The sequence below is a fragment of the Gemmatimonadaceae bacterium genome (genome assembly GCA_036273715.1).
Classification (GTDB): Bacteria; Gemmatimonadota; Gemmatimonadetes; order Gemmatimonadales; family Gemmatimonadaceae; genus JADGGM01.
The window spans coordinates 33,088-54,677 of sequence record DASUHB010000018.1 but is presented as its reverse complement, the minus strand read 5'-3'; the positions used below and the strand labels follow the sequence as shown (position 1 = coordinate 54,677).

Annotated in this window: 14 protein-coding genes; 4 read left to right on the top strand and 10 right to left on the bottom strand. The window is 67.1% G+C overall.

The features are described from left to right. The 8 genes from glgP to VFW04_03310 all read right to left on the bottom strand — a co-directional run. Positions 1-773, bottom strand: a 773-nt coding sequence (gene glgP, locus VFW04_03345) for an alpha-glucan family phosphorylase (GenBank protein HEX5178343.1), incomplete at its 3' end; no start/stop codon positions are given. An 82-nt stretch (positions 774-855) separates the two neighbouring features. Beyond that, positions 856-2,997 (bottom strand): 4-alpha-glucanotransferase, encoded by a 2,142-nt coding sequence (gene malQ, locus VFW04_03340; GenBank protein ID HEX5178342.1) that lies wholly within the window; start codon positions 2,995-2,997, stop codon positions 856-858. A 5-nt stretch (positions 2,998-3,002) separates the two neighbouring features. Beyond that, positions 3,003-5,279, bottom strand: coding sequence for a 1,4-alpha-glucan branching protein GlgB (gene glgB / locus VFW04_03335; protein HEX5178341.1), 2,277 nt, complete (start codon positions 5,277-5,279; stop codon positions 3,003-3,005). 3 nt (positions 5,280-5,282) lie between these two features. Continuing rightward, positions 5,283-7,409 carry a glycogen debranching protein GlgX gene (gene glgX / locus VFW04_03330; protein ID HEX5178340.1) on the bottom strand — a complete coding sequence of 709 codons (2,127 nt, stop codon included), beginning with the start codon at positions 7,407-7,409 and terminating at the stop codon, positions 5,283-5,285. Positions 7,410-7,411: 2 nt separating this feature from the next. Beyond that, the gene (gene treZ, locus VFW04_03325) at positions 7,412-9,295 is read right to left on the bottom strand and encodes a malto-oligosyltrehalose trehalohydrolase (GenBank protein HEX5178339.1); all 1,884 of its coding nucleotides are present in this window, start codon (positions 9,293-9,295) and stop codon (positions 7,412-7,414) included. A 55-nt stretch (positions 9,296-9,350) separates the two neighbouring features. Next, positions 9,351-10,865, bottom strand: coding sequence for a hypothetical protein (locus VFW04_03320; GenBank protein HEX5178338.1), 1,515 nt, complete (start codon positions 10,863-10,865; stop codon positions 9,351-9,353). Continuing rightward, positions 10,862-12,514 carry a maltose alpha-D-glucosyltransferase gene (gene treS / locus VFW04_03315; protein HEX5178337.1) on the bottom strand — a complete coding sequence of 551 codons (1,653 nt, stop codon included), beginning with the start codon at positions 12,512-12,514 and terminating at the stop codon, positions 10,862-10,864. The genes VFW04_03320 and treS overlap by 4 nt, the downstream gene beginning before the upstream one ends. A gap of 21 nt (positions 12,515-12,535) precedes the next feature. Further along, a complete protein-coding gene (locus tag VFW04_03310; protein HEX5178336.1) occupies positions 12,536-14,590 on the bottom strand; it encodes an alpha-1,4-glucan--maltose-1-phosphate maltosyltransferase in 2,055 nt (684 codons plus the stop codon). 151 nt (positions 14,591-14,741) lie between these two features. Here VFW04_03310 and VFW04_03305 point away from each other — a divergent pair, with 151 nt between their 5' ends. The 3 genes from VFW04_03305 (at position 14,742) to VFW04_03295 (ending at position 16,564) form a co-directional block, all read left to right on the top strand. Next, a complete protein-coding gene (locus VFW04_03305) occupies positions 14,742-15,455 on the top strand; it encodes a cytochrome c biogenesis protein CcdA (protein ID HEX5178335.1) in 714 nt (237 codons plus the stop codon). Continuing rightward, positions 15,452-15,952: a TlpA disulfide reductase family protein gene (locus VFW04_03300; protein ID HEX5178334.1), complete on the top strand. Its 501-nt coding sequence runs from the start codon at positions 15,452-15,454 to the stop codon at positions 15,950-15,952. Before VFW04_03305 ends, VFW04_03300 begins: the two co-directional genes overlap by 4 nt. Before the next feature lie 159 nt (positions 15,953-16,111). Next, complete coding sequence (locus VFW04_03295) at positions 16,112-16,564, top strand: GxxExxY protein (protein ID HEX5178333.1); 453 nt, start codon at positions 16,112-16,114, stop codon at positions 16,562-16,564. A 447-nt stretch (positions 16,565-17,011) separates the two neighbouring features. Here the strand turns inward: VFW04_03295 and VFW04_03290 are convergent, their stop codons facing one another. Both VFW04_03290 and VFW04_03285 read right to left on the bottom strand, forming a co-directional pair. After that, entirely contained in the window at positions 17,012-18,505 is a 1,494-nt protein-coding gene (locus tag VFW04_03290; GenBank protein HEX5178332.1) for a pyridoxal-dependent decarboxylase, read from the bottom strand. A gap of 44 nt (positions 18,506-18,549) precedes the next feature. Further along, entirely contained in the window at positions 18,550-19,080 is a 531-nt protein-coding gene (locus tag VFW04_03285) for a 2'-5' RNA ligase family protein (GenBank protein ID HEX5178331.1), read from the bottom strand. Between the two features lie 317 nt (positions 19,081-19,397). Here VFW04_03285 and VFW04_03280 point away from each other — a divergent pair, with 317 nt between their 5' ends. After that, the gene (locus VFW04_03280; GenBank protein ID HEX5178330.1) at positions 19,398-21,587 is read left to right on the top strand and encodes a glycosyltransferase; all 2,190 of its coding nucleotides are present in this window, start codon (positions 19,398-19,400) and stop codon (positions 21,585-21,587) included. The last annotated feature ends 3 nt before the right edge of the window (positions 21,588-21,590 follow it).

The following is a 21,590-nucleotide window of genomic DNA, read 5'->3' as shown; positions in this document are numbered from 1 at the left end:
GTCATGTTGAGCGAGCCGTCGTCATCGCAGCACTTGGTGGCGCTCAGGAGCGCCGTGTAGTGCTCGCCTAACGACTGGAGGACCTGCTCCTCGGGGAACTTGTCGTGTCCGGCGGGGACCGGGGTGTGCGTCGTGAAGATGCAGCGGCGCCGGACCGCCTCGAAGTCCGCGTCGCCGGCATCCCACGGCTCGCGTCCGCCGAGCTGCCGGTCGAGCAACACGAGCGTGAGGAGTGCGGCGTGTCCTTCGTTGATGTGGTAATGGATGCCGTCGTCGTAGCCTAACGCAGCGAGCATCGCCGCGCCGCCCATGCCGAGCACCATCTCCTGCGCCAGTCGGTAGCGCCGATCGCCGCCGTAGAGGACGTCGGTCAGCGTGCGGTCCCAGGCATCGTTGTCGTCCAGATTGGTGTCGAGCAGGAATACCGGAATCGTGTGGCCGGTGATTCCCTGCACGGCGTAGCGGAACGCACGGATGTGTACGGTGCGTCCTTCGATTTCGATCGTGACGCGCGCATCCGCGGCCTCGAGAATGTCCTCGGGGCGCCATTCCTCGGGCGTCTCGGTTTGCTGTCCCTCGGAGTCGAGCTTCTGGTGGAAGTAGCCCTTGCGGTGCACGAGCGAGACAGCGACCAGCGGCAGCTCGAGGTCCGCGGCGGAGCGGAGGGTGTCGCCGGCGAGCACGCCGAGTCCGCCACTGTAGGTGGCGATGCGTTGCTCGAGGCAAATCTCCATGGAAAAGTACGCGACGATTCCGTTACCGAGCTCGGGCATGCGGGATCGGGTAAGGGTCAGAGGATACTGACGCACGGCCGTGTCCGGCACGTGCGCATCAACCTTGAAGAAATATCGCTGGTCACTGTTTGGCGCCACGATCACACTGAAGCGATTCGCGGACCGTTGGGCTGGAATCGAGTGACTCGATGGGCATCTGCATGCGGCGGGTCCAGCTCGGATATCGGTCCTGGGCGAGACCGGGCATGTTCACGGGTTCGGTTTCGCCCGCGAGGTCGTCGAGGGCAAGGCCCGCGAGCAGTGCGGGGGTGGAGCACAGGAACCGGTGGACGGCCCCGGTGAGGGAGGGTCCCGCGACGGCATCCGGACCGGGCGCGAGCACGCCGTCGGCGGTTAGGAAGCTGACCAGGGACGCGCGATCTCTGGCGCGGGCGGCCAGAGCCGGCGCGAGGTCGGGATCGTCGCGGCGGGTGAGGCCGAGCTCGAGGTCGCGGCCGCGCCAGTATCCCTCGAGGGGCGGCATGTCGTGCGTGTCGGCGGTGACGAGCGACAACGGCTCGTACTCCGCAGCTCGCTTGAACGCGCCCTGGTCATCGCGCTCGAACAGCATGACGCGGGAGCCGAGGATGCCCCAGGAGCGCAGGGTGGCGGGCACTTCGGGCGGGACGGTGCCGAGGTCTTCGCCGACGATGATAGCGCGATGGCGTGCGCTCTCGAGCGCGAGAATGCCGAGGAGGTCGTTGGTCGGAAATCGGACATAGGCGCCATCGCGTCCGGGTCGGCCGGCGGGGATCCAGAATTGCCGGAACATGCCTAACGCGTGGTCGATGCGGAGGGCGCCGCCGTGGCGGAGCGAGGCGCGGATCAGGGCGATCCAGTACGCGTACGCGTCGTCGTGGAGCTGGTGCGGGGAGATGGGCGGCAGGCCCCAGTTCTGTCCATCCCGGGCGTAGGCATCGGGCGGCGCGCCGACGTCGACGCCGGAGAGGAAGAGGTGCTGGTAGGCCCAGGCGTCACTGCCGTCGCCTGACGATCCGACGGCGAGATCCTGGTAGAGGCCGATCGCGAGGCCGGCATCGCGTGCGCGTTGGGCGGCGCGCTCGAGTTGGCGATCGAGCTCGAACTGGATCCATCGATGAAAATCGACCTGCGCCGCGTGCTCGGCGCGGAACTGGGCCACGTGGGCCGAGGCAGGGGTGCGGAACGCGCGCGGCCAGGCCTGCCAGCCGCCATCGATGCCTAACGCAGCGTAGTGGTCGTCCAGCGCGCAGAAGGTGGCGTGCGCGGTGAGCCTGTCGCCTTCGCGCGCGACGTAGTGGTCATACGCGGCGCGCCGCGGATCATCGGGCGACGCATGGGTGGAGACGAACGTGCGGTGCAGCGCCTCGAGGATGGGGCGCGCGAGGCGGGTGGCGCGCTCGTACTCCACGCGGTCGCCGGCGCGGAGTTGGGCGAGCTCGGCGCGAAGGGCGTCGCTCGCGAGCAGCGCGCGGGCTTCTTCGCTGTGCTCGAGCTCGGGGATGGCCTCGACGGCCAGGTAGGCGGCGCTTCGGTAGAGGCGGCTGACGGGGCTGTAGGGCGAGATGGCGGCGCCGCGGTTGCGCAGTGCGTGCAGCGGGTTGATGCCGACGAACGCGGCGCCGTGGGAGGCGCTCCATTCGGCGAGGGTGCCGAGATCGTCGAGGGTGCCGATGCTCCAGTTGGCGGCGCTGCGGACGGCGTAGAGATTCGCTTCGATGCCGAAGTGTTTGGCGGTGGGGGTGACGCAGGCGGGCGGGGCGACGATGAGGGTTTGGCGGGCGTCGGCGCGCGCTCCGCGTCCGCGGAGCGCGAGGTGCAGCCGATAGTAGCCGGCGCCGACGAGCGGCGCGAGGCCGACGTCGACGACGTCGGCCGCGTGCCGCTCGACGGCGCCGGTGTAGGAGGTGCACGCGCCGCGCTCGTCCTCGAGGGTGCACGTGTACTCGACGCGCGCGATAGCGTTAGGCGGAGCCAGGGTGTCGGGCACGCGGAAGCGGAGCGTGCGGTCCCACGCATCGGATTCGCGCACCACGCGCACCGGGGCGAGGATCTGGCGCCGCTCGCGCTCGTCGAGCGCGCGCAGCGCCTTGGCGATCCGCGTTTCGCTCGAGGCGTCGACGCCCATGGCGGCGAGCAGCGCGGTGCTCGTGGCGTCCGAGGTGACGCGGGTTTCGCGTCCGGTCTGGTCGACGTACCGATCGAGAATGCCGAGACGGGCCGCGAGCGCCTGGAGCGACGACACCGCCGTCAGCCGGCGGCGGGGCGCAGCACGAGTGCGCCTAACGGAGGCAGCACGAGCGCCATCGAGTGCTCGAACCCGTGGAGGGGCAGCGGGTCGGTGGCCACGCGCTCGAGCGTGGCCACGCCGCTTCCGCCGTAGCGTTGGGCGTCGCTGGACAACACCTGGACGTACGCGCCCGACGACGGTGCACCGATGCGGTACTGCTCGCGCGGCACCGGGGTCATGTTGAGCACCACCACCAGGTGCTCGTCGCCCGCTCGGCGCACGTAGGAGACGACGGAATTCGCGGCGTCGGCGACGTCGATCCACTGGAATCCGTGCGGATCGTAGTCCTCGCGCCAGAGCGGCGCGCGCTCTCCGTAGAGTTTGCCGAGGTCTTCCACGAACGCGCCGAAGGCCGCGCGCGTGGGATCGGCGGCGAGGTGCCACGGCAGGCTCTCGTCGTGATTCCATTCGCCGGGCGGAGCGAGCTCCGAACCCATGAAGAGCAGCTTCTTGCCGGGCCGCGTGTACAGATACGCCAGGAGCAGGCGAAGATTCGCGAACTGGCGCCACGGATCGGCGTCGTTAGGCATCTTGCCCAGCAGCGACCGCTTGAGGTGCACCACCTCGTCGTGTGACAGCGGCATGATGAAACGCTCGCTGTACTCGTAAATCATCGCGAACGTGAGGTCGTTCTGGTGCCACGAGCGGTACATCGGGTCGCGCGCGAAGTAGCCGAGCGTGTCGTGCATCCAGCCCATGTTCCACTTGAACGAAAAGCCCAGTCCGCCCTGCTCCACCGGCTTGGTGACGCCGGGCCACGCCGTCGATTCTTCGGCGACCGTGATGCAGCCCGGGTGCCGCTCGTGCACCACGCGATTCATCGTCTGCAGAAACGCGATTGCGTCGAGATTCTCGCGTCCGCCGTACTTGTTGCGGAGCCATTCGCCGGGTCGGCGGCTGTAGTCCAGGTAGAGCATCGACGCGACCGCATCGACGCGCAGGCCGTCGATATGGAATTCCTCGAGCCAGTACAGCGCGTTGGCGACGAGGAAATTGCGCACTTCGTTGCGCGCGTAATTGAAGATGAGGGTGCCCCAGTCGGGGTGTTCGCCTAACCGTGGATCGTCGTGCTCGAAGAGCGCCGTCCCGTCGAACCGGCGCAGCGCGAAATCGTCGCGCGGGAAGTGCGCCGGCACCCAGTCGATGAGCACGCCGATGCCGGCGGCGTGCAGCGTGTCCACGAACGCGCGGAAGTCGTCGGGCGAACCGTAGCGCGCGGTGGGCGCAAAGTAGCCGGTCACCTGGTAGCCCCAGCTGCCGGTGAACGGATGCTCGGCGATCGGCATCAGCTCGACGTGCGTGAACCCGAATTGCTTGACGTGCTCGGCGAGGCGGGGCGCGATCTCTCGGTAGGTGAGCACTCGATTGTTTTCTTCGGGCGCGCGCATCCAGGATCCGAGGTGCACCTCGTAGATCGCCATCGGGCGGCGTGCCGGGTCCGCCGACCGGCGCGACGCGAGCCACGCGTCGTCTGCCCAACGGAACCGCGATTCGGCGACGCGCGACGCGCTCGCAGGCGGCATTTCCATTGCGAACGCGAACGGGTCGGTCTTGAGGCGCAGATCACCCTGCTGCGTGAGGATCTCGAACTTGTAGAGCGCGCCCGCGTCCACGCCGGGCACGAAGAGCTCGAACACGCCCGAGCTGCCGAGCGATCGCATGGGCAGGAGGCGGCCATCCCATCCATCGAAGTCGCCGACGACGCTCACGCGTTTCGCGGTGGGCGCCCAGACGGCGAACGACGTGCCGCGTTCTCCGTCGATCTCGCGCACGTGGGCGCCGAGCACGTCCCAGAGGCGCCAGTGCGTGCCTTCGTTGAACAGGTGCAGGTCCACGTCGCCTAACGTCGGCAGAAACCGGTACGGGTCGCCGCGCTCCCAAGAGCCCCCGCCGGCGAAGGCGAACCGGAGCCGGTAGCGGAGCGGGAGCGTTGCGTTGGGCACGAACGCCTGGAAGAGGCCCAGCCCAATGGGATCGAGCGGCACCGTGCCGCCATCGGCGAGCACCGAGTCGACGCCGCTCGCGTCGGGGTGGAACGCGCGGATCACGACGCCGCGTTCGGCGCCGCGCACGGCCGCGTGCGCGCCGAGCATGCGGTGCGGATCGGTGTGCTCGCCGGCGGCGAGGCGCGCCGCATCGGCGCGCGACACCGGCGGCTCGGAGATGATCTCCGGCGCGCGCGACGCGCCCGACTGGCGAGACGCGTCGGCGTAGCGGCGTCGCGGCGGCCGGCTCATGTCCTAACGGTCGCCGCCGCCCGCCGGCCCGTACCGCAGGAGCACGAGGGAGAACGGCGGCAGCGTCGTGTCGTGCTCTCCCGTCGTCGCACCCTGCCGGCCGGCCGTGTGCAGCATCTCGACCCACGTCCCGAGCATCGGCATCGTGGGCAGCGTGAACCGACGCATTTCCTCCTGGTTGTTCACGATGAGCAGCAGGCTGTCGCCCTTGATCGGACGGCCGTGGTCATCGATGTCGTCGGAGGCGTCGCCGTTGATGAGCATGCCCAGCACGTGTGCGCCAGCATCGTGCCAATCGGCATCGGTCATCTCGCGTCCATCGGGATGGATCCACGACAGGTCTTTCGCTCCAGATGCGTCGAGCGCTTGTCCGCGCAGGAAGCTGCGGCGGCGAAGCACCGGGTTCTTCTGGCGGATCGAGAACACGCGGCGCGTGAAGTCGAGCATCGCGCGCTGGCGCGCCTCGAGCGACCAATCGACCCAGGTGGTTTCGTTGTCCTGGGCATACGCGTTGTTGTTTCCGTATTGCGTGCGGCCCATCTCGTCGCCGTGCGACAGCATGGGAACGCCCTCGGAAAACGCGAGGGTGGCCATGAGGTTGCGCATCACGCGCTCGCGGCGGGCCAGGATGCGCGGGTCGTGCGTCGCGCCTTCGACGCCCCAGTTGCGGCTGTAGTTGGCGTCGGCGCCGTCGCGGTTGTCCTCTCCGTTAGGCAGGTTGTGCTTCCGCTCGTAGCTCACCAGGTCGCGCAACGTGAAGCCGTCGTGCGCGGTGACGAAGTTGATGCTTGCGTAGGTCGGCCGGTCGCTCCATTGATAGATGTCGCTGCTGCCGGACAGCCGCGATGCGAGATCGCCCACCATGCCCGAGTCGCCGCGCCAGAAGCGCCGCACGTCATCGCGATACTTGCCGTTCCATTCCGCCCACCCGATGGGAAAGTTGCCCACCTGATAGCCGCCGGGTCCGATGTCCCACGGCTCGGCGATGAGCTTGACGCGCGAGAGCACGGGATCCTGGTGGATGATGTCGAAGAACGTCGCCAGCCGATTGACTTCGTACAGCTCGCGCGCGAGCACGGGCGCGAGGTCGAAGCGGAAGCCATCGACGTGCATCTCGGTCACCCAGTAGCGGAGCGAGTCCATGATGAGCTGGACCGTCCGCGGATGCTGCATGTTGAGCGAGTTCCCGGTGCCGGTGAAGTCGACGTAGTAGCGCGGATTCTTCGGGTCGAGCCGGTAGTACGCCGAGTTGTCGATGCCGCGGAGCGACAGCGTTGGGCCGAGGTGGTTGCCTTCCGCCGTGTGGTTGTAGACGACGTCGAGGATCACCTCGATGCCGGCGGAATGGAGCGTCTTGACCATCGACTTGAATTCACCGACTTGGCGGCCCATGGCGCCGCCGGCGTACCGCACATCGGGCGCGAAGAAGCCGATGGAATTGTACCCCCAGTAGTTCGTCAGGCCGTGTTCGGCCAGCCGATGGTCGATGGCGAAATGGTGGACGGGCAGCAGCTCGACGGCGGTTACGCCTAACGAAAGGAGGTGATCGATGATCGCGTCCGAGGCCAGGCCGAGGTAGGTTCCCCGGACGTGCTCCGGCACCTGCGGGTGCCGTTTGGTCAATCCTTTCACGTGGCACTCGTAGATCACCGTGCGATGCCACGGCGTGCGCGGCGGCCGGTCGCCGCTCCAGGTGAACGCCGAGTCGATCACCACGCTCTTGGGAACGTGGCCCGCGCTGTTGGAGTGATTCATTTCGAGATCTTGCAGCGGGCTGCCGACCTGATAACCGAACAGCGCATCGCTCCACCGGATCGCGCCGCCGATCGCTTTCGCGTAGGGATCGATGAGCAGGCACGATGGATTGAAGCGATGGCCTTCTTCGGGACGATATGGGCCGTGCACGCGATAGCCGTAGAGCTGGCCCGGCCGCACGTCGGGCAGGTAGCAGTGCCAGATCTGGTCGTTGCGCTCGCGCAGGGCAATGCGCGTGCTCTCGACGGCATCATCGGGTCCGCTGAACAAGCACAGCTCGACGCCGCTGGCGTTCTCGGAGAAAATGGCGAAGTTGGCGCCTTCGCCATCCCAGGTCGCGCCGAGCGGGTACGGTTGGCCGGGCCAGACGCGCATGGTCAGCGTTCCTCGAGGCGATAGAGCGCGGCGCTTTCGGGGAGCACGCGGACGCGCGGGGCCCCGTCCATCCGCTTCGTTAGGCGCGGCGTGTCGCTCGGCCCGCCGTAGCGTGCGTTGCGGGTGGAGAACCGGAGCCGCCACAATCGCCCGGAGGGCGGCGTCGGGACGGGGACGAGGTGGTCGGTGTCCGAGAAGTTGTACGCGGCGAAGAGCGTGTGGGCGTGGCCGTCCGTTGGGCGCAACTCGACGGTGAGCCACGCGCCATCCGGAGCGACGGCGGCCGTCAGTGCCGCGCGGCCGGGTTGGAGCGCGCGCTCTTCGCGCCGGATGGCGAGGAGGTCGCGGAACAGCGCGAGCGCCATGCGCGACGTGGCGCCGGCGCCCGCGCGATCGAGACGCGATCGCTCGAACGTCATCGGATCGGCTGGATCGGGCGGCGGCACATCGACGGACTCGCCGCGCTCGACAATTTCGCGCAGCCGGCCCTGGCGGACGGACGCACAGAGCGCGTCGCTCTCGTGGCTCACGAAATACAGGAACGGGCGCGTCTCGCCGTATTCCTCGCCCATGAAGACTAACGGAATGTACGGCGACAACAGCAGCAGCGCCGTTGCCGTGGCGCGCCGCTCGGGCGACACGAGCGCGGCAAGCCGTTCGCCGCGCGCGCGGTTGCCCACCTGGTCGTGGTTCTGCACATAGAAGATGAAGCGGTCGGGCGGCACGTCGGCGGCCGGCGCGCTCGATGCACCGCGCGGCGATCGCTGGGTGGAGCATCGCTCGAGCGCGGCGGCAACGTCGGCGGCGCCGCGCACGCCGCGATACCACGCGGTGCGTTCGCCCGTCAGCGCGACGTGCGCGCCGCGCTGGAAGTCGTCGCTCCACTGCGCGTCGAGGCCGAGCCCGCCTAACGTGACCGGCCGCACGAGGCGCGGGTCCATCACGTCGTTCTCGGCGATCACCTGCACGCGCCGGCCGAGCACTGACGACTCGGCGTGCACGGCAGCCGCGATCTCCTGGACGATGTGCGGCGTGCTGTCGTCGCGGATCGCCGGCACGGCATCGAGCCGCAAGGCATCGATGTGGTATTCGACGATCCAGTAGAGCGCGTTGTCGATCACGTAGCGCCGCACGTCGGCGTGCGATGGCGACGGGCCGTCGAGGTCGAACGATGCCCCCCATGGAGAACGATGTACGGTCGAGATGTACGGCCCGAACTCGTGGAGCGGCGACCCCTCCGGTCCGATGTGGTTGTAGACGACGTCGAGCACGACGGCGAGGCCGAGCGCGTGGGCCGCGTCGACGAACCGCCGCAACCCGTCCGGGCCGCCGTAGCTGTTCTGCGGCGCAAAGAGGTGCACGCCATCGTAGCCCCAGTTGCGCGTCCCCGGAAACTGCGCAACCGGCATGAGCTCGACCGCGGTGATGCCTAACTCTGCCAGCGGGGCGAGGGGCTCGATGGCCGCGTCGAAGGTACCGGCGTGCGTGAACGTGCCGACGTGCATTTCGTAGATGACGTACTCCGACCCGGCGCGCCCGGTCCACCGGGCGTCGTGCCATTCGAACGCGCGCGGATCGACGATGCGCGACGGTCCGCGCACCCCATGGGGTTGGTGCCGACTCACGGGATCGGGCCATGGCGGACCGCCGCCGAGCGAATACGCATAGTCATCGCCGGCGGCCAGGTTCGCGACGACGCCCTCGAAGATGCCGCCGCCTGCCGGCTCGAGGGGGAATCGGCGATTGGACGCGACCACGTCCACGGTTGGTGCGAACGGCGCCCACACACGGAAGGCCGTACCGGCGCGCCGAACGGATGCGCCGCGGTCGAGGGCCCAGGAAGCGCCGGACGCGGCCGCACGCGGGCTCAGCAGCGGAGCATTCAAGTCGGATTGATCAGTATGCATAGTTCCCACGCGCACGGATTCCGCCGCTGAATGTTCAAAACAACCTCGCGATGCCCCGGAGCGGTATCCAGACCCACTCCGGTCGGTTATTGAGCTCATAGCGCAATTCGTAGAACAGCTTTTCCATCTCGAAGAGCGTCACGAGCGGGTGGTCGGACGTGGCGCCGTATCCGGAGAGAAACGCCGCGCGCATCTCGCGTTCCCAGTGCGCAGCGGCGATTTCCGTCTTGGCGTCGATGCCTAACCCACCGTGCTCGGCGGCCGCGGTTGCGGCGGCGTAGGCGAACGACCGCAGCATGCCGGCGACGTCGCGCAGCGGGCTGCTCATTCCACGGCGCTCGGCCAGCGGCCGCGACGGCTCTCCCTCGAAATCGACGACGAACCACACGCCTTTCTCGCCGCGCAGCAACTGGCCGAGGTGGTAGTCGCCGTGGTGGCGCGTCTTGCGGAGTCTCGCGTTGGGTGCATCGAGGATGTTCCGCACTTCCGCCGACACCGCCTGGAGGCGCTCGAGCGCCGCGGCGCGGCGGCCGGCGATGGCGCGGGCCATGGCGCGGTGGGCGGTGGGCAGCGTCGCCGCGCGATCGGCGAGGAGGGCCATCGCATCTTCCACGGTGCGGGTGGCCGCGCGTTCCCAGTCCTCGACATCGCCTAACGCAACGGGGTCGTTGCGGAAGCCCGGCGTATCGGGCGACGACGCGAGCGCGTCGTGCAGCTCGCACGTCACCGTGCCGATGCGACCGGCTTCACCGGCAAACGCATCGGGCGCGCCGTCGCCGCGCAGGGCCGCGCGCGCCGCGTCGAGGGCGATCGCCCATCCGTCGCGGGCGCCGACCACGAAGCGCGACAGCATGCCGGTGACGTAGCTCGCGCCGGCGGAGTCGCGGTACCGGACCACGCCTAACACTGCCGGCGTGTGCTGGAAATGGGTGCGCGTCGTGAGGAACGTGCCGATCTCGACGTCGGGGTTCTCGCCGTGCTCGAGGCGCCGGAACAGCTTGAGCATGGCCCGCTGGCCGAAGCGCACCGAGCTGTTGCTCTGCTCGGCGCGGCTCACCTCCGTGGGAAGGGCATCGAGTCCGCGCGCCGGCGCGCCCACGGGCTCGACGGTCCAGCGCGCGCCGTCGCCCTCGAACACCGCCCCTTCGCCTAACGCAGCGCCGAGCAGCCGGCGAAAGCCCGCGTCCTCGATCGCGTCGACGAGCATCCCGGGCCCATCGTCGGCCGCGATGCGCGCGACGACCGCAGCGGCCGTGCGGTCGTCCGCGGGGTCGCCGGCGCGCGCCACGAGCGGCAGTTGATAACTCTGGTTGGCACTGCTCGCGTGCGTGGTCACGATGCGGGTCACGACGGCGCGTTCGTCGCCCCACCGCACGGGGATGACTTCGGTGATGCGCGCGTCCGTCGGCGGCCGTCCTTTGGCGCCCGACCACCGGCGCGTCACGAGCCAGCCGGCGAGATCGTGCGGCGCCAGCGCGCGCAGCACGGCGGAGTCGAGCGCATCGGTCACGCTGCCGTGCACGCGGAGCACCGGCGCAGGCGCGGTCACGACCCCGCGCCGTCCGGCTGTGGCGCGACGAGCAGAAACCAGTAGAACGTGTGCGGGCCTAACGACAGAAAGTACGGCTGGTCGCCGATCACCGGGAACCGCACGGTGCCGATGAGCTCGAGCGGCGTCCACCCTTTCCATCGCTGCAGGTTGATCTCCACCGGCTGGACGAAGCGCGACAGGTTGTTCACGCAGAGGATCACCTGGTCTTCGTGACGCCGCAGATACGTCAGCACGCGCCGGTTCTCCGGCAGCAGCATCTCGAACTTGCCGCGCCCGAATGCGTGATACTGTTTGCGCACTTTGATGATCCGCCGCATCCAGCGCAGCAGCGACGTCTGCGTGCGCTCTTCCGATGCGACGTTGATCGCCTGGTATCCGTAGGGCGGATCGACGATGAGCGGATAGTACAGGGCCTGTTGGTCGCCCTCGGAAAAGCCCGCGTTCCATCCCGGCGTCCACTGCATTGGCGTGCGCACGCCGTTGCGATCGCCCAGATAGATGTTGTCGCCCATGCCGATCTCGTCGCCGTAATAGATGATCGGCGTGCCGGGCATGGTCATGAGGAGGGCATTCATCAATTCGATCTGGCGGCGACCGTTGTCGAGCAGGGGCGCGAGGCGGCGGCGGATACCGATGTTGATGCGCATTCGCGGATCGCGCGCGTACTCGCGGTACATGTAGTCGCGCTCCAGATCGGTGACCATCTCGAGCGTGAGCTCATCGTGATTGCGCAGGAAGATGGCCCACTGGCAATCGTTAGGCAGCGCCGGCGTCTGCGCGAGAATTTCGATGATCGGGCTGCGGTCTTCCTGGCGCAGCGCCATGTACATGCGCGGCATGAGCGGGAAGTGGAACGCCATGTGGCATTCGTCGCTGTCGCCGAAGTACGGGATCACATCGCTCGGCCACTGGTTTGCCTCCGCGAGAAAGATCCGCCCGTCGAACTCCTCGTCGAGGGTACGGCGCAGCTCCTTGAGCACCGCGTGCGTGGCGGGAAGGTTTTCGCAGTTGGTGCCATCCCGTTCGACCAGGTACGGGATGGCGTCGAGTCGCATGCCGTCCACGCCCATGCGAAACCAGAACCGCATCACATCTTTCACCGCTTCGACGACGGCGGGGTTGTCGAAATTGAGGTCGGGCTGGTGGCTGAAGAAGCGGTGCCAGTAGAACTGGCCGGCGACCGGGTCCCATGCCCAGTTGGACTTCTCGGTGTCGGTGAAAATGATGCGCGCGTCGCCGTACCGCGTGGGATCGTCGCTCCACACATAGAACGCCCGCTCGGCCGAGTCTTTGGGAGCGAGGCGCGCGCGCTGGAACCAGGGGTGCTGGTCCGACGTGTGGTTGATGACCAACTCCGTGATGATGCGGATGCCGCGGGCGTGTGCTTCCTCGAGCAGCCGCTGAAAGTCCGCCAGGGCGCCGTAGTGCGGGTGGATGGCTTCGTACTCCGCGATGTCGTATCCGTCGTCGCGCAGCGGCGAGGGATAGAACGGCAGCAGCCAGAGGCAGTTGACGCCTAACGATTCGATGTAGTCGAGCTTCTCGATCAGTCCGGGGATGTCGCCGTAGCCATCGCGGTTGCTGTCGCGAAACGACTTGATGTGGATCTGATAGATGACGGCGTCCTTGTACCAGAGCGAGCTCATAGTAGCGAGTTGGTGGTCCGCCTAACGCCGCACGAGGAAGACGTGTCCGGGTTCGTTGCGCGGGTCGAGGCGAACGTAGTTGCGGGCGCCGCGCCAGGTGTAGCGCACGCCGGTGAGGAGATCTTCGACGACGTACGTCGCATCGGGGCCCACGCCGAGGGCGTCGAGCGGGACCTCGACCACCGTGTCCTGGGCGCGCAGCGGGTCGAGGTTGACGGCGATGAGCAGATCGTTAGGCGCGCCGAGATCGCCGGCCGTCTTGTGGTAGAAGAGGATCCGATCGTTGTCCGAGTGGTGGAAGGTCAGATTCGTGGCCCGCTGCAGCGCGCGGTTCTCGCGGCGCAGGCGATTGACGCGCACGATGTCGAGGTCGAGGCTCGCCGGCGACGCCCAATCGCGCGCCTTGAGCTCGTACTTCTCCGAGTCGAGGTACTCTTCGCTGCCCGGCCTGAGCGGCACGTTTTCGGCGAGCTCGAATCCGCTGTAAATGCCGTAAAGCGGCGACAGCGTGGCGGCGAGCAGCAACCGGACGCGGAACGCCGCGCGTCCGCCGAGTTGCAGGTACTCGTGCAGGATGTCCGGCGTGTTGGCGAAGAAGTTGGGCCGCAGGTATTCGCGCGCCGGCCGCTGCGTGAGCTCCTCGAGATATTCGCGCAGCTCGTACGACGTGGTCCGCCACGTGAAGTACGTGTACGACTGTGTGAAGCCGAGTTTGGCGAGGTGCTTCATGCGCTTGGGGCGGGTGAAGGCCTCGGAAAGAAAGATCACGTCGGGGTGTCGGGCGTGGATGTCGTCGATGAGCCACTGCCAGAAGGCGAACGGCTTGGTGTGCGGGTTGTCGACGCGGAACGTATTCACGCCATGAGAGATCCAGAACAGCAGAATGTCGCGGCAGGCATTCCAGAGGTTGTCGCGATCGTCGCACCAGAAGTCGAGCGGATAGATGTCCTCGTATTTTTTCGGCGGGTTCTCGGCGTACTTGAGCGTGCCGTCGGGGCGGGCAAAGAACCAGTCGGGGTGCTCGCGCAGCCAGGGGTGGTCGGGCGAGCATTGGAGCGCGTAGTCGAGCGCGACCTCCATGCCTAACCGATGGGCGACGACGACGAACCGGTCGAAGTCATCGATCGTGCCTAACCGCGGCTCGATGGCCGTGTGGCCACCGGCGGGGCCGCCGATGGCCCACGGGCTGCCGGGATCATCGGGCGACGCCGCGAGCGCGTTGTTGCGCCCCTTCCGCTGCGTCACACCCACCGGATGGATGGGCGGCAGGTAGACGACGTCGAAGCCTAACTCGGCGATGCGCGCCAGCGCACGCGCGGCGTCGGCAAAGGTGCCATGCCGCGACGCATCGCCGCTCTGCGAGCGCGGAAACATCTCGTACCAGGCGGCGAAGCGCGCCCGCTCGCGGTCCACCCACACGCGCAGCTCGCGGTCGTACGACGTGAGGTCGTCGGGCGCCAGGTGCTGCTCCATGAGCGCCAAGAGCTCGAGGCCGAGTCCTTCGCGTGCGCGCTCGCGCCACGCGCTCGACGCATCGCGCAGCCGCGCCGACCACTGCGCCAGCTCGCGCCGCGTGTCGCCAAAGCGCACACGGTGCGTTGCCGTGTCCACCAGCTGCGCGCCCTCGAGCAGGTCGAGCGAGACATCCTGTCCCGCATCGATCTTCTTCTCCAGTTGGGCGCGCCAGGTCGCGAAGCGATCGGTCCACGCGTCGACCGTGAAGCTCCAGCCGCCGATGGCATCGAGCGGAAAGCCTCCCGTCCAGCGATCAGAGTCGTAGTCGAAGACCATCGGCGCCGTGCGCCACTCGGCGAGGCCGGGCGGCTTGAAGCGTACGCGCGCCGAGAGGACGTCGTGACCATCTTTGAAGATGTCGGCGCTCACCTCGAACGAATCGCCGAGGATGCGTTTGACTGCCCAACGCGCATCATCGAGCGACGGCGACACGCACTCGATGGCGATGTGCGGCGGCTTGCGGGGCGGTGGGTTGGCGCCGGCGGGAGTGCGGCGCGAGCGCGCCTGTGGCGAAGTGCGTGCGGGGCGAGGTGAGGGTGAAGACGAACGCGGCGCCGCCATGCGATGACAGAGTGTGAAATGGATGCTGACGGGTCTCCACGGCGGACGGCCCGCTCGTGAAACCTTCTCCCCGTATCAGCGTGCGCGCAAGGCAGGGCGTTCTTCGCGTGGGAACTTCCGCGGATCGTGGTGGAGTATGTACTGTGTGGCCATGCTCTCGCCCGACATCTCGGCAATGCTCTCGTCGCGGCCCGTGGTTGCGGTGCCGTTGGTGTTCCTCGGGGGGGTGCTCACCAGCCTGACTCCGTGCATCTATCCGATGATTCCGATCACCGCGTCGTTGGTCGGCGGGCAGTCGACGGCGGCGGCGGCATCCCGATGGCGGCCGCTGACGCTGACGTTGAGCTACGTGCTGGGGTTGGCGCTGGTGTACGCGGGGCTGGGATTGTTCGCCGGGCTGAGCGGGACGCTGTTCGGGACAGTGAGCACGAACCCGTGGTTGTATTTTGGGATGGCGAACTTGCTGATCATCGCGGCGTTGGCGATGGTGGACGTGATTCCGGTGCGGGTGCCGCAGGGATTCGTGCAGCGGGCGTCGGCGGCGGGACGGGGCGGGCAATTCGCGGGGACGTTCGCGATGGGGGCGGCGTCGGGGCTGGTGGCGGCGCCGTGCTCGGCGCCGGTGATGGCGGCGGTGCTGACGTGGGTGTCGACGACGCACAGCGCCGTGTTAGGCTTTCTCTATCTGTTCGTCTTTTCGTTAGGCATGAGCACGCTGTTGGTGGCGGTGGGCGTCTCCGCCGGAACGCTGTCGCGGCTGCCGCGGGCGGGCTCGTGGATGATGTGGGTGAAAAAGGCGTTCGCGATCATCATGCTCGGCGCGGCCGAGTATTATCTTATCAAGATGGGGCAACTGTTGATATGATGTGGACCCGGGTGGCAATGCTCGTGGCGTGCGTGGCCATGGCCGCGGCGCCGGCGCTCGCTGCGCAGGACGAGATCGGGGTGCCCGTTGGCGCCGCGGCTCCCGGCGCGGTGGTGCACACGCTCGACGGCAAGAGCGTGAATCTCGATCAATACATCGGCAAATCGCCGGTGGTGCTCGAGTTCTGGGCGACGTGGTGCAGCAACTGTAAGGAGCTCGAGCCCAAGTTCCTCGACATGGTCAAGAAATATTCTCCGAAGGTGACGTTCGTGGACGTCGCCGTCTCGGTAAATCAGTCGCCCGAGCGCGTGAAGCTGTACGCGCAGAAGTACCACTACACCCAGGCGATGGTTTACGACACGGACGGGAACGCGGTGAGCGCGTACAACGTGCCCGCGACGTCGTACGTCGTGGTGATCAACAAAGCCGGGAAGGTGGTGTACACCGGGTTAGGCGGCGACCAGGATCTCGAGGGCGCAATCAAACGGGCGTTGTAGTCGTCCGCGCAGAGAGCCATCGACGTTCCGCTACTGAAGACGCGGACACAAAACCGAGAGGGCCTTCGCCTGCGCGCGAGCCGAGCCGGCGGGGATGTTCGGGCTCCAGCTGCATGAAATGCTGCTGGAGCCCGTTGCTTTTCGACTATCGTCTGAGCCATGAGTTCGACCAGTCTTGTCGAAAAGCAGCTCACCGGTTCGGTGATCGGCGCGTTCCTCGAAGTGTATGACACGCTTGGTCACGGCTTTCTCGAACACATCTACAAGGCCGCGCTGCATCGTGAGCTCGTGGCCAAGGGCCATCAGGTACTGCGCGAAGTTGGCGTGACGGTGCTCTACAAGGGCGAACCGTTGGCGGATCAGCGCCTCGACATGCTTGTCGATGGCCGACTCATCATCGAAGTGAAGTCGACCACGTTGCGGCCGGAGATCGGAAGTGCGCAGCTGTTCAACTATCTCCGAGCTACCAAGCTCGAGATCGGACTCCTGCTGCAGTTTGGCGAGCGTCCGGTATTCAAGCGAGTGATCTGCCTTAATTCGTGGCGTAGGGCGTCCGGGCGTGAGATCGCGGCGGGGCCTCCGAGTTCAGAGGCAGGGGAAGATTCGGAGTAGGCATCTACGCTCATGAAGACGCGGACACAGCACGGACACATGGGACACGACACGGGAAAAACTGAATAAGAGGCGTCGACCAATCCTGTTCGAGGCGCCTGGCGGGTCTACTTCGGTCATGGTTTAAAGGATAACAAAGCGATAATGAAAGACACCATGCTGCGCGGCGGTGGCGACGTTGCCTAACGGATAACCGAGGCGTTTTTTTATGAAGAGCACAACACAACCACCAACAACGTGACGCCGACCCCGAGGGAACGCCGTTCGTCATCCGCCTTCCTGCTTCACTGTTGTTGTCTTTCAATCATGAGCGAAGAGACCCGCCAGGCGCCTCGAACCGGATTGGTCGACGCCTCTCGTTGCCTTTTTTCACCGTGCCGTGTCCGTTGTGTCCGTGCCGTGTCCGCGTCTTCATGAGCGTAGATGCCAGCGCCGGATCTCAACGTTCTACACTTGTTGACCACCAGCTGCGACGCCTGAACGTGCTTCTCGCTGCATCGATGTGGCTTCCTCGGACAGCCCGTCCAGCAGCGCGACGATATGGCCGCGCGACGTGCGCGGATTCATCACCGTCACACGCAGCACGCGGCGGCCGCCTAACACCGTGGTCGTGATCCAGCCGCGGCCGCTGCGGTTGTAGCGCTCGCGCAGGACGCGGTTGAACTCGTCCACGGCGGCGGCGTCTTCGCCGGCCGCGCCCACCCATCGGAAGCAGAGGATGTTCGACTCGGGCTCGTGCAGCGCGACGAACCGGCTATGCACGGAGATCGCGCCGTAGAGCTCGCGCGCGACGCCGCACAGGTGATCGTAGATCGCGCCTAACCCGGAAGCGCCGTAGCGCTCGAGCGCCGCCCACACCTTGAGCGCATCGGCGCGGCGGGAGCACTGAAAGCTGCGCGTGCCCTGGTCCCACACCCGGCCGTCTTCGTCGCCGTGAAAGAGATACGGCGCGCGTTGGGCGAACGCGCCATCCAGGTCGCGCTCGTCGCGCACCAGGAGCATGCCGGCCGAGAGCGGCAGCAGCATCATCTTGTGCGCATCCCACGCCACCGATCGCGCGCGCGCGACGCCGCGCATACGGTCCCGATGCGTGGACGAGAGCAGCGCCGACGCGCCGTGCGCCGCGTCGACGTGGAACCAGACCCCGTGCGCCTCGCACAGTGCGCCGATCGCGTCGAGATCGTCGAACGAGCCGGTCGCCGTGCTGCCCGCCGTGGCGACCACCGCCATCACCGGCACGCCCTCCGCGGCCAGCGCCTGCAACCGAACGGTGAGCGCCTCCACGTCCATGCGCCAATCGCGCGACGGGATGGCGATCGCGCGGTCGAGCCCGAGGCCTAACTGCGCCACCGCGCGCGTGACGGCGTAGTGCGCGTGCTCGCCGCACACCACCACCGGCAGCGGCCCGTCGGCGGCCGACACGCCGTGCTCCCACGCGTTAGGCAACGCCCGCGCGCGCGCGGCCAGCAGCGCCGTGAACGTCGCCTCCGTCCCGCCCGACGTCAGCGTGCCGCCCGCGCCCGCGTGCCATCCGATGAGACCGGCCATCCACCTGATCAGCTGCGTCTCGAGCACCGTCGCGCTCGGCGACATCTCGGCGACCGCCACCGATTGATTCATAGCCGCGATCACCGGTTCCATCCAGACGGCAATCGGCAGCGGCGCCGACACCTGATGCCCCATACACATGGGATGCGCCAGCTGGTTCATCGCATTCATGACGTCGAGCTCGACGCGACGCGCCACTTCATTGAGTGGATGGCCGCTCTCCGGGAGCGGTTCGTCGAAGCGCGGGGCGATCTCGGCGGAGCCGAGCGCCGTCGAGACGGGATCCGTGCCGTCGCGCGTGCGCAGGAAGTAACGCGCCGCGAGATCGACAAATGGGAGCGCAGCGTCGCGCTCCATGTCCTGCTCGAGCAGGTCGAACACGGGATGTCGCATGTAAAGAAAAAATGACGAGGTGATGCGCCGGCGCGGCGCGCGCCTTACGCCGCGCCGCCGAGCGGAATGTCGAGGATGCGGCGCCCGCCAACGGGCTCGACGGTGAGGTAGCACTGCACCCGGTCAATTGTGACCGGCTCATCCACGCGCACGCGCAAGAGCCGGCGTTCGCCCGCGGCCGTCAACGTCGTGAAGAAGCTGAGCGTGCAATGGGGCGAAAACGCAAAGCGCGCGCGCTCGAAGCGCAAACGCCGACCCGCGATGCGCTCGTGCAGCGCGCGCAGCGCGCCGTGCGGATCGAGCGGCAGCACCACGATGTCCGTCTGCATGAAGCGCATGGGACGCCCGAATTGCAGCGTGAGCGGCAGCGTCTGCGCGGCTGCAGTCGTGAGCTCGTCGCGCAACTGGTCGAGCGGTGTGTCGGCGGGAATCGGGCCGACGCCTGAAGATCCGACGAGCGTGATGTGCGGTGTGGTGTCCTTGGCGAGTTTCGGATCCGCCCATCGTTGCACCTCGAGCACCGCGTCGCGTGACGGCCCGGTGAGCTCCGCAACGATGAAGAATCCGCGTTTCATAAGGAAAAACTATCGAGAAATCGGTCATCAGGACACTGGATTTCGATGCGGACAAACGATCGTGATTCGAGCGCATGTTCCGGTCAACGCGGCCATTTCCTAAGCGGTTCTAACATCCGCGCGCGACATCGCGTGCTCTGACGGACGATGCTCCATCGGGCATGCCCATTGCCCTTTGGCCGTCCCGCCTCTCCGCGATGAGCACACAGCTGCATGCCTCGCCGAAGTGAGGCCGGAGCTGACTCCGACGGAGGAACCACGCGCCGTCGCGCAGAGCGTCGTCGCGCATCCATGCACCGATCTCGCACCCGTCATCGATGCGGACACAGATAGAGTGGATAATCATCGGGACATATGCGGCGGCGCTGTTCGTGCTGTCGCTCTTCAGTCTCAATCGCTATGTGATGATCTCGTTGTTCCGGCGGTATCGCGGCCATCCCCGCGCGCGCCCGCCGGAGCCGACGCCGATGCCGCGTGTCACCGTGCAACTGCCGGTGTACAACGAGCTGTTCGTCGCCGAACGATTGATCCGGTCGGCATGCGCGCTCGACTACCCGCGCCACTTGCTCCAGGTGCAGGTGCTCGATGATTCGACGGACGAGACGCTGACGCTGACGCGGCGCCTGGTACGGCAGTATCGCGCGAAAGGGTTTCAGATCGAGCACCTGCACCGCGAAGATCGCACGGGCTACAAGGCCGGCGCGCTGGAATACGGACTCGAGCGCGCGATGGGAGAGCTCGTCGCGGTGTTCGATGCCGATTTCGTCATCCCGCGCGATTTCCTCCGCAATACCGTTCCGTACTTCAGCGACCCGAACGTCGGCGTCGTGCAGGCACGGTGGGACTACCTGAACGAAGATTACTCGCTCCTCACGCGGGTGACTGCGTTAGGACTGAGCGGACAGTTCGTGATCGAACAGCCGGCGCGCGACCGCGGCGGGCTGTTCCTCACGTTCAACGGCACCGCCGGCGTGCTGCGCACCCGCGCGATCCGTGATGCGGGCGGCTGGCAGCACGACACGCTCACCGAAGATCTCGACCTCAGCTATCGCGCCCAACTGGCGGGATGGCGCATCCAATATCTCCCGGCGCTGCCGTGTCCGTCGGAGCTGCCGCCCGACATGCACGCGCTCAAGACGCAGCAGTACCGTTGGACGAAAGGCTCCCAGGAGACGGCGCGCAAATTGTTTCTTCCGTTGTGGCGGGCAGCGATCCCGTTGTGGCAGAAGCTCCAGGGCACGGCGCACCTGCTCGGCAACTCCGTGTATCCGTTTCTGCTGGTGGTGGGCATCCTGAATCCGATCGTAATGTTCATCGCACACAAGGATCGGGTGAAGCTCTCCTGGGCGATCTCGGCGTACTTTCTGATTTCGTTAGGCGGGACGTTCAGTTATTACGCGGCGGCGATCAAGGAGATTCGCGTCGATTGGCGCCGCCGCATGGCGTGCTTCCCCCTGTTCCTCGCCGCGTCGATCGGACTGAGCGTCTACAACGCGCAGGCGGCGATCGAGGGATTTTTGGGCAAGCGCACGCCGTTTCTGCGTACACCCAAGTACAATCTGAACACCGGCCAGTCACAGGCGGCGCGCCGCAAGCGCTATCGGAGCTCGTTCACCAACAGCACGCTGTTCGAGCTGGCACTGGGTATATACACGGCAACGGCATTTCTGTACGCGCTGTACGTGGGTGAATGGGGCGCGCTGCCGTTCCTGCTGCTCTTCGCCACGGGCTACTTGCTCGTCGGCGGTTATTCGGTGGCGCACGTCATGAACATCAGCCGAGTGAAACTGGCCTCGACGACGCCGCAGGTGGTGATAGACGAAACCGCGATGTCGCAGCAGCTGCCCGCGGCGGCGGCTAACGCGGGTCGGTCCGACGTCGCACGCGTCGTCCGACCGGTGACGACGCTGCTGCCGCTCGTGCTCATGGCGCTCCTGCTCCATTGCGACCGCGGCGACATGACGCTGCCCGCCGCGTACACGAGTCAGCGGCCGGGTCCGGCGGTCTTGCCGGCGGGAACGGTGGGACTCGATTCCCTTCCGTTGGTGCAGAAGGATGCACAGCTCAGTCCGGTCGCGCCGCAACCCGGCGACCCGACCGGGATGTTCTGGTTCGTGTCCTCGGGCCCGACGTTCGACTGGCGCATGCGCGCCAGCGGCCTAACGAGTGGGCGCGCGTATCGCGTACAGCTGTCGGTGGACGGTCAGTCCTTCGACGTCGCGAGCTCGCGGGCGGATTCTACCGGCGCGCTCATTGCATCAGGCCGGTTATTCGCGTTCATGGACCAGGTGTGCATGGGCGGGAGCCAGCACCCGAGCATCGCGTTGGCGGGGCATCACGTGATCGGCGTGGTCGTGAAGAACGACGGCGCGCCACGCCGGGGCGGCGAGACCGGCGGTTCGGTGACCGGCAGCAGCGGGTCGAGCGTCGCGTGCTCCGGCAATGGCGATGGAGATTTCGGCGCCGCGCTTTCGGAGCTTCACAACTTCCAGTTCAGCGGCACGTAGCGC

Bases quoted from the DNA above. Each gene is read 5' to 3' on its own strand.
- glgB (HEX5178341.1), bottom strand. From the start codon at position 5,279: ATGAGCCGGCCGCCGCGACGCCGCTACGCCGACGCGTCTCGCCAGTCG.
- glgX (HEX5178340.1), bottom strand. From the start codon at position 7,409: ATGCGCGTCTGGCCCGGCCAACCGTACCCGCTCGGCGCGACCTGGGAT.
- treS (HEX5178337.1), bottom strand. From the start codon at position 12,514: ATGAGCTCGCTCTGGTACAAGGACGCCGTCATCTATCAGATCCACATC.
- VFW04_03310 (HEX5178336.1), bottom strand. From the start codon at position 14,590: ATGGCGGCGCCGCGTTCGTCTTCACCCTCACCTCGCCCCGCACGCACT.
- VFW04_03305 (HEX5178335.1), top strand. From the start codon at position 14,742: ATGCTCTCGCCCGACATCTCGGCAATGCTCTCGTCGCGGCCCGTGGTT.
- VFW04_03300 (HEX5178334.1), top strand. From the start codon at position 15,452: ATGATGTGGACCCGGGTGGCAATGCTCGTGGCGTGCGTGGCCATGGCC.
- VFW04_03295 (HEX5178333.1), top strand. From the start codon at position 16,112: ATGAGTTCGACCAGTCTTGTCGAAAAGCAGCTCACCGGTTCGGTGATC.
- VFW04_03290 (HEX5178332.1), bottom strand. From the start codon at position 18,505: ATGCGACATCCCGTGTTCGACCTGCTCGAGCAGGACATGGAGCGCGAC.
- VFW04_03285 (HEX5178331.1), bottom strand. From the start codon at position 19,080: ATGAAACGCGGATTCTTCATCGTTGCGGAGCTCACCGGGCCGTCACGC.
- VFW04_03280 (HEX5178330.1), top strand. From the start codon at position 19,398: ATGCGGACACAGATAGAGTGGATAATCATCGGGACATATGCGGCGGCG.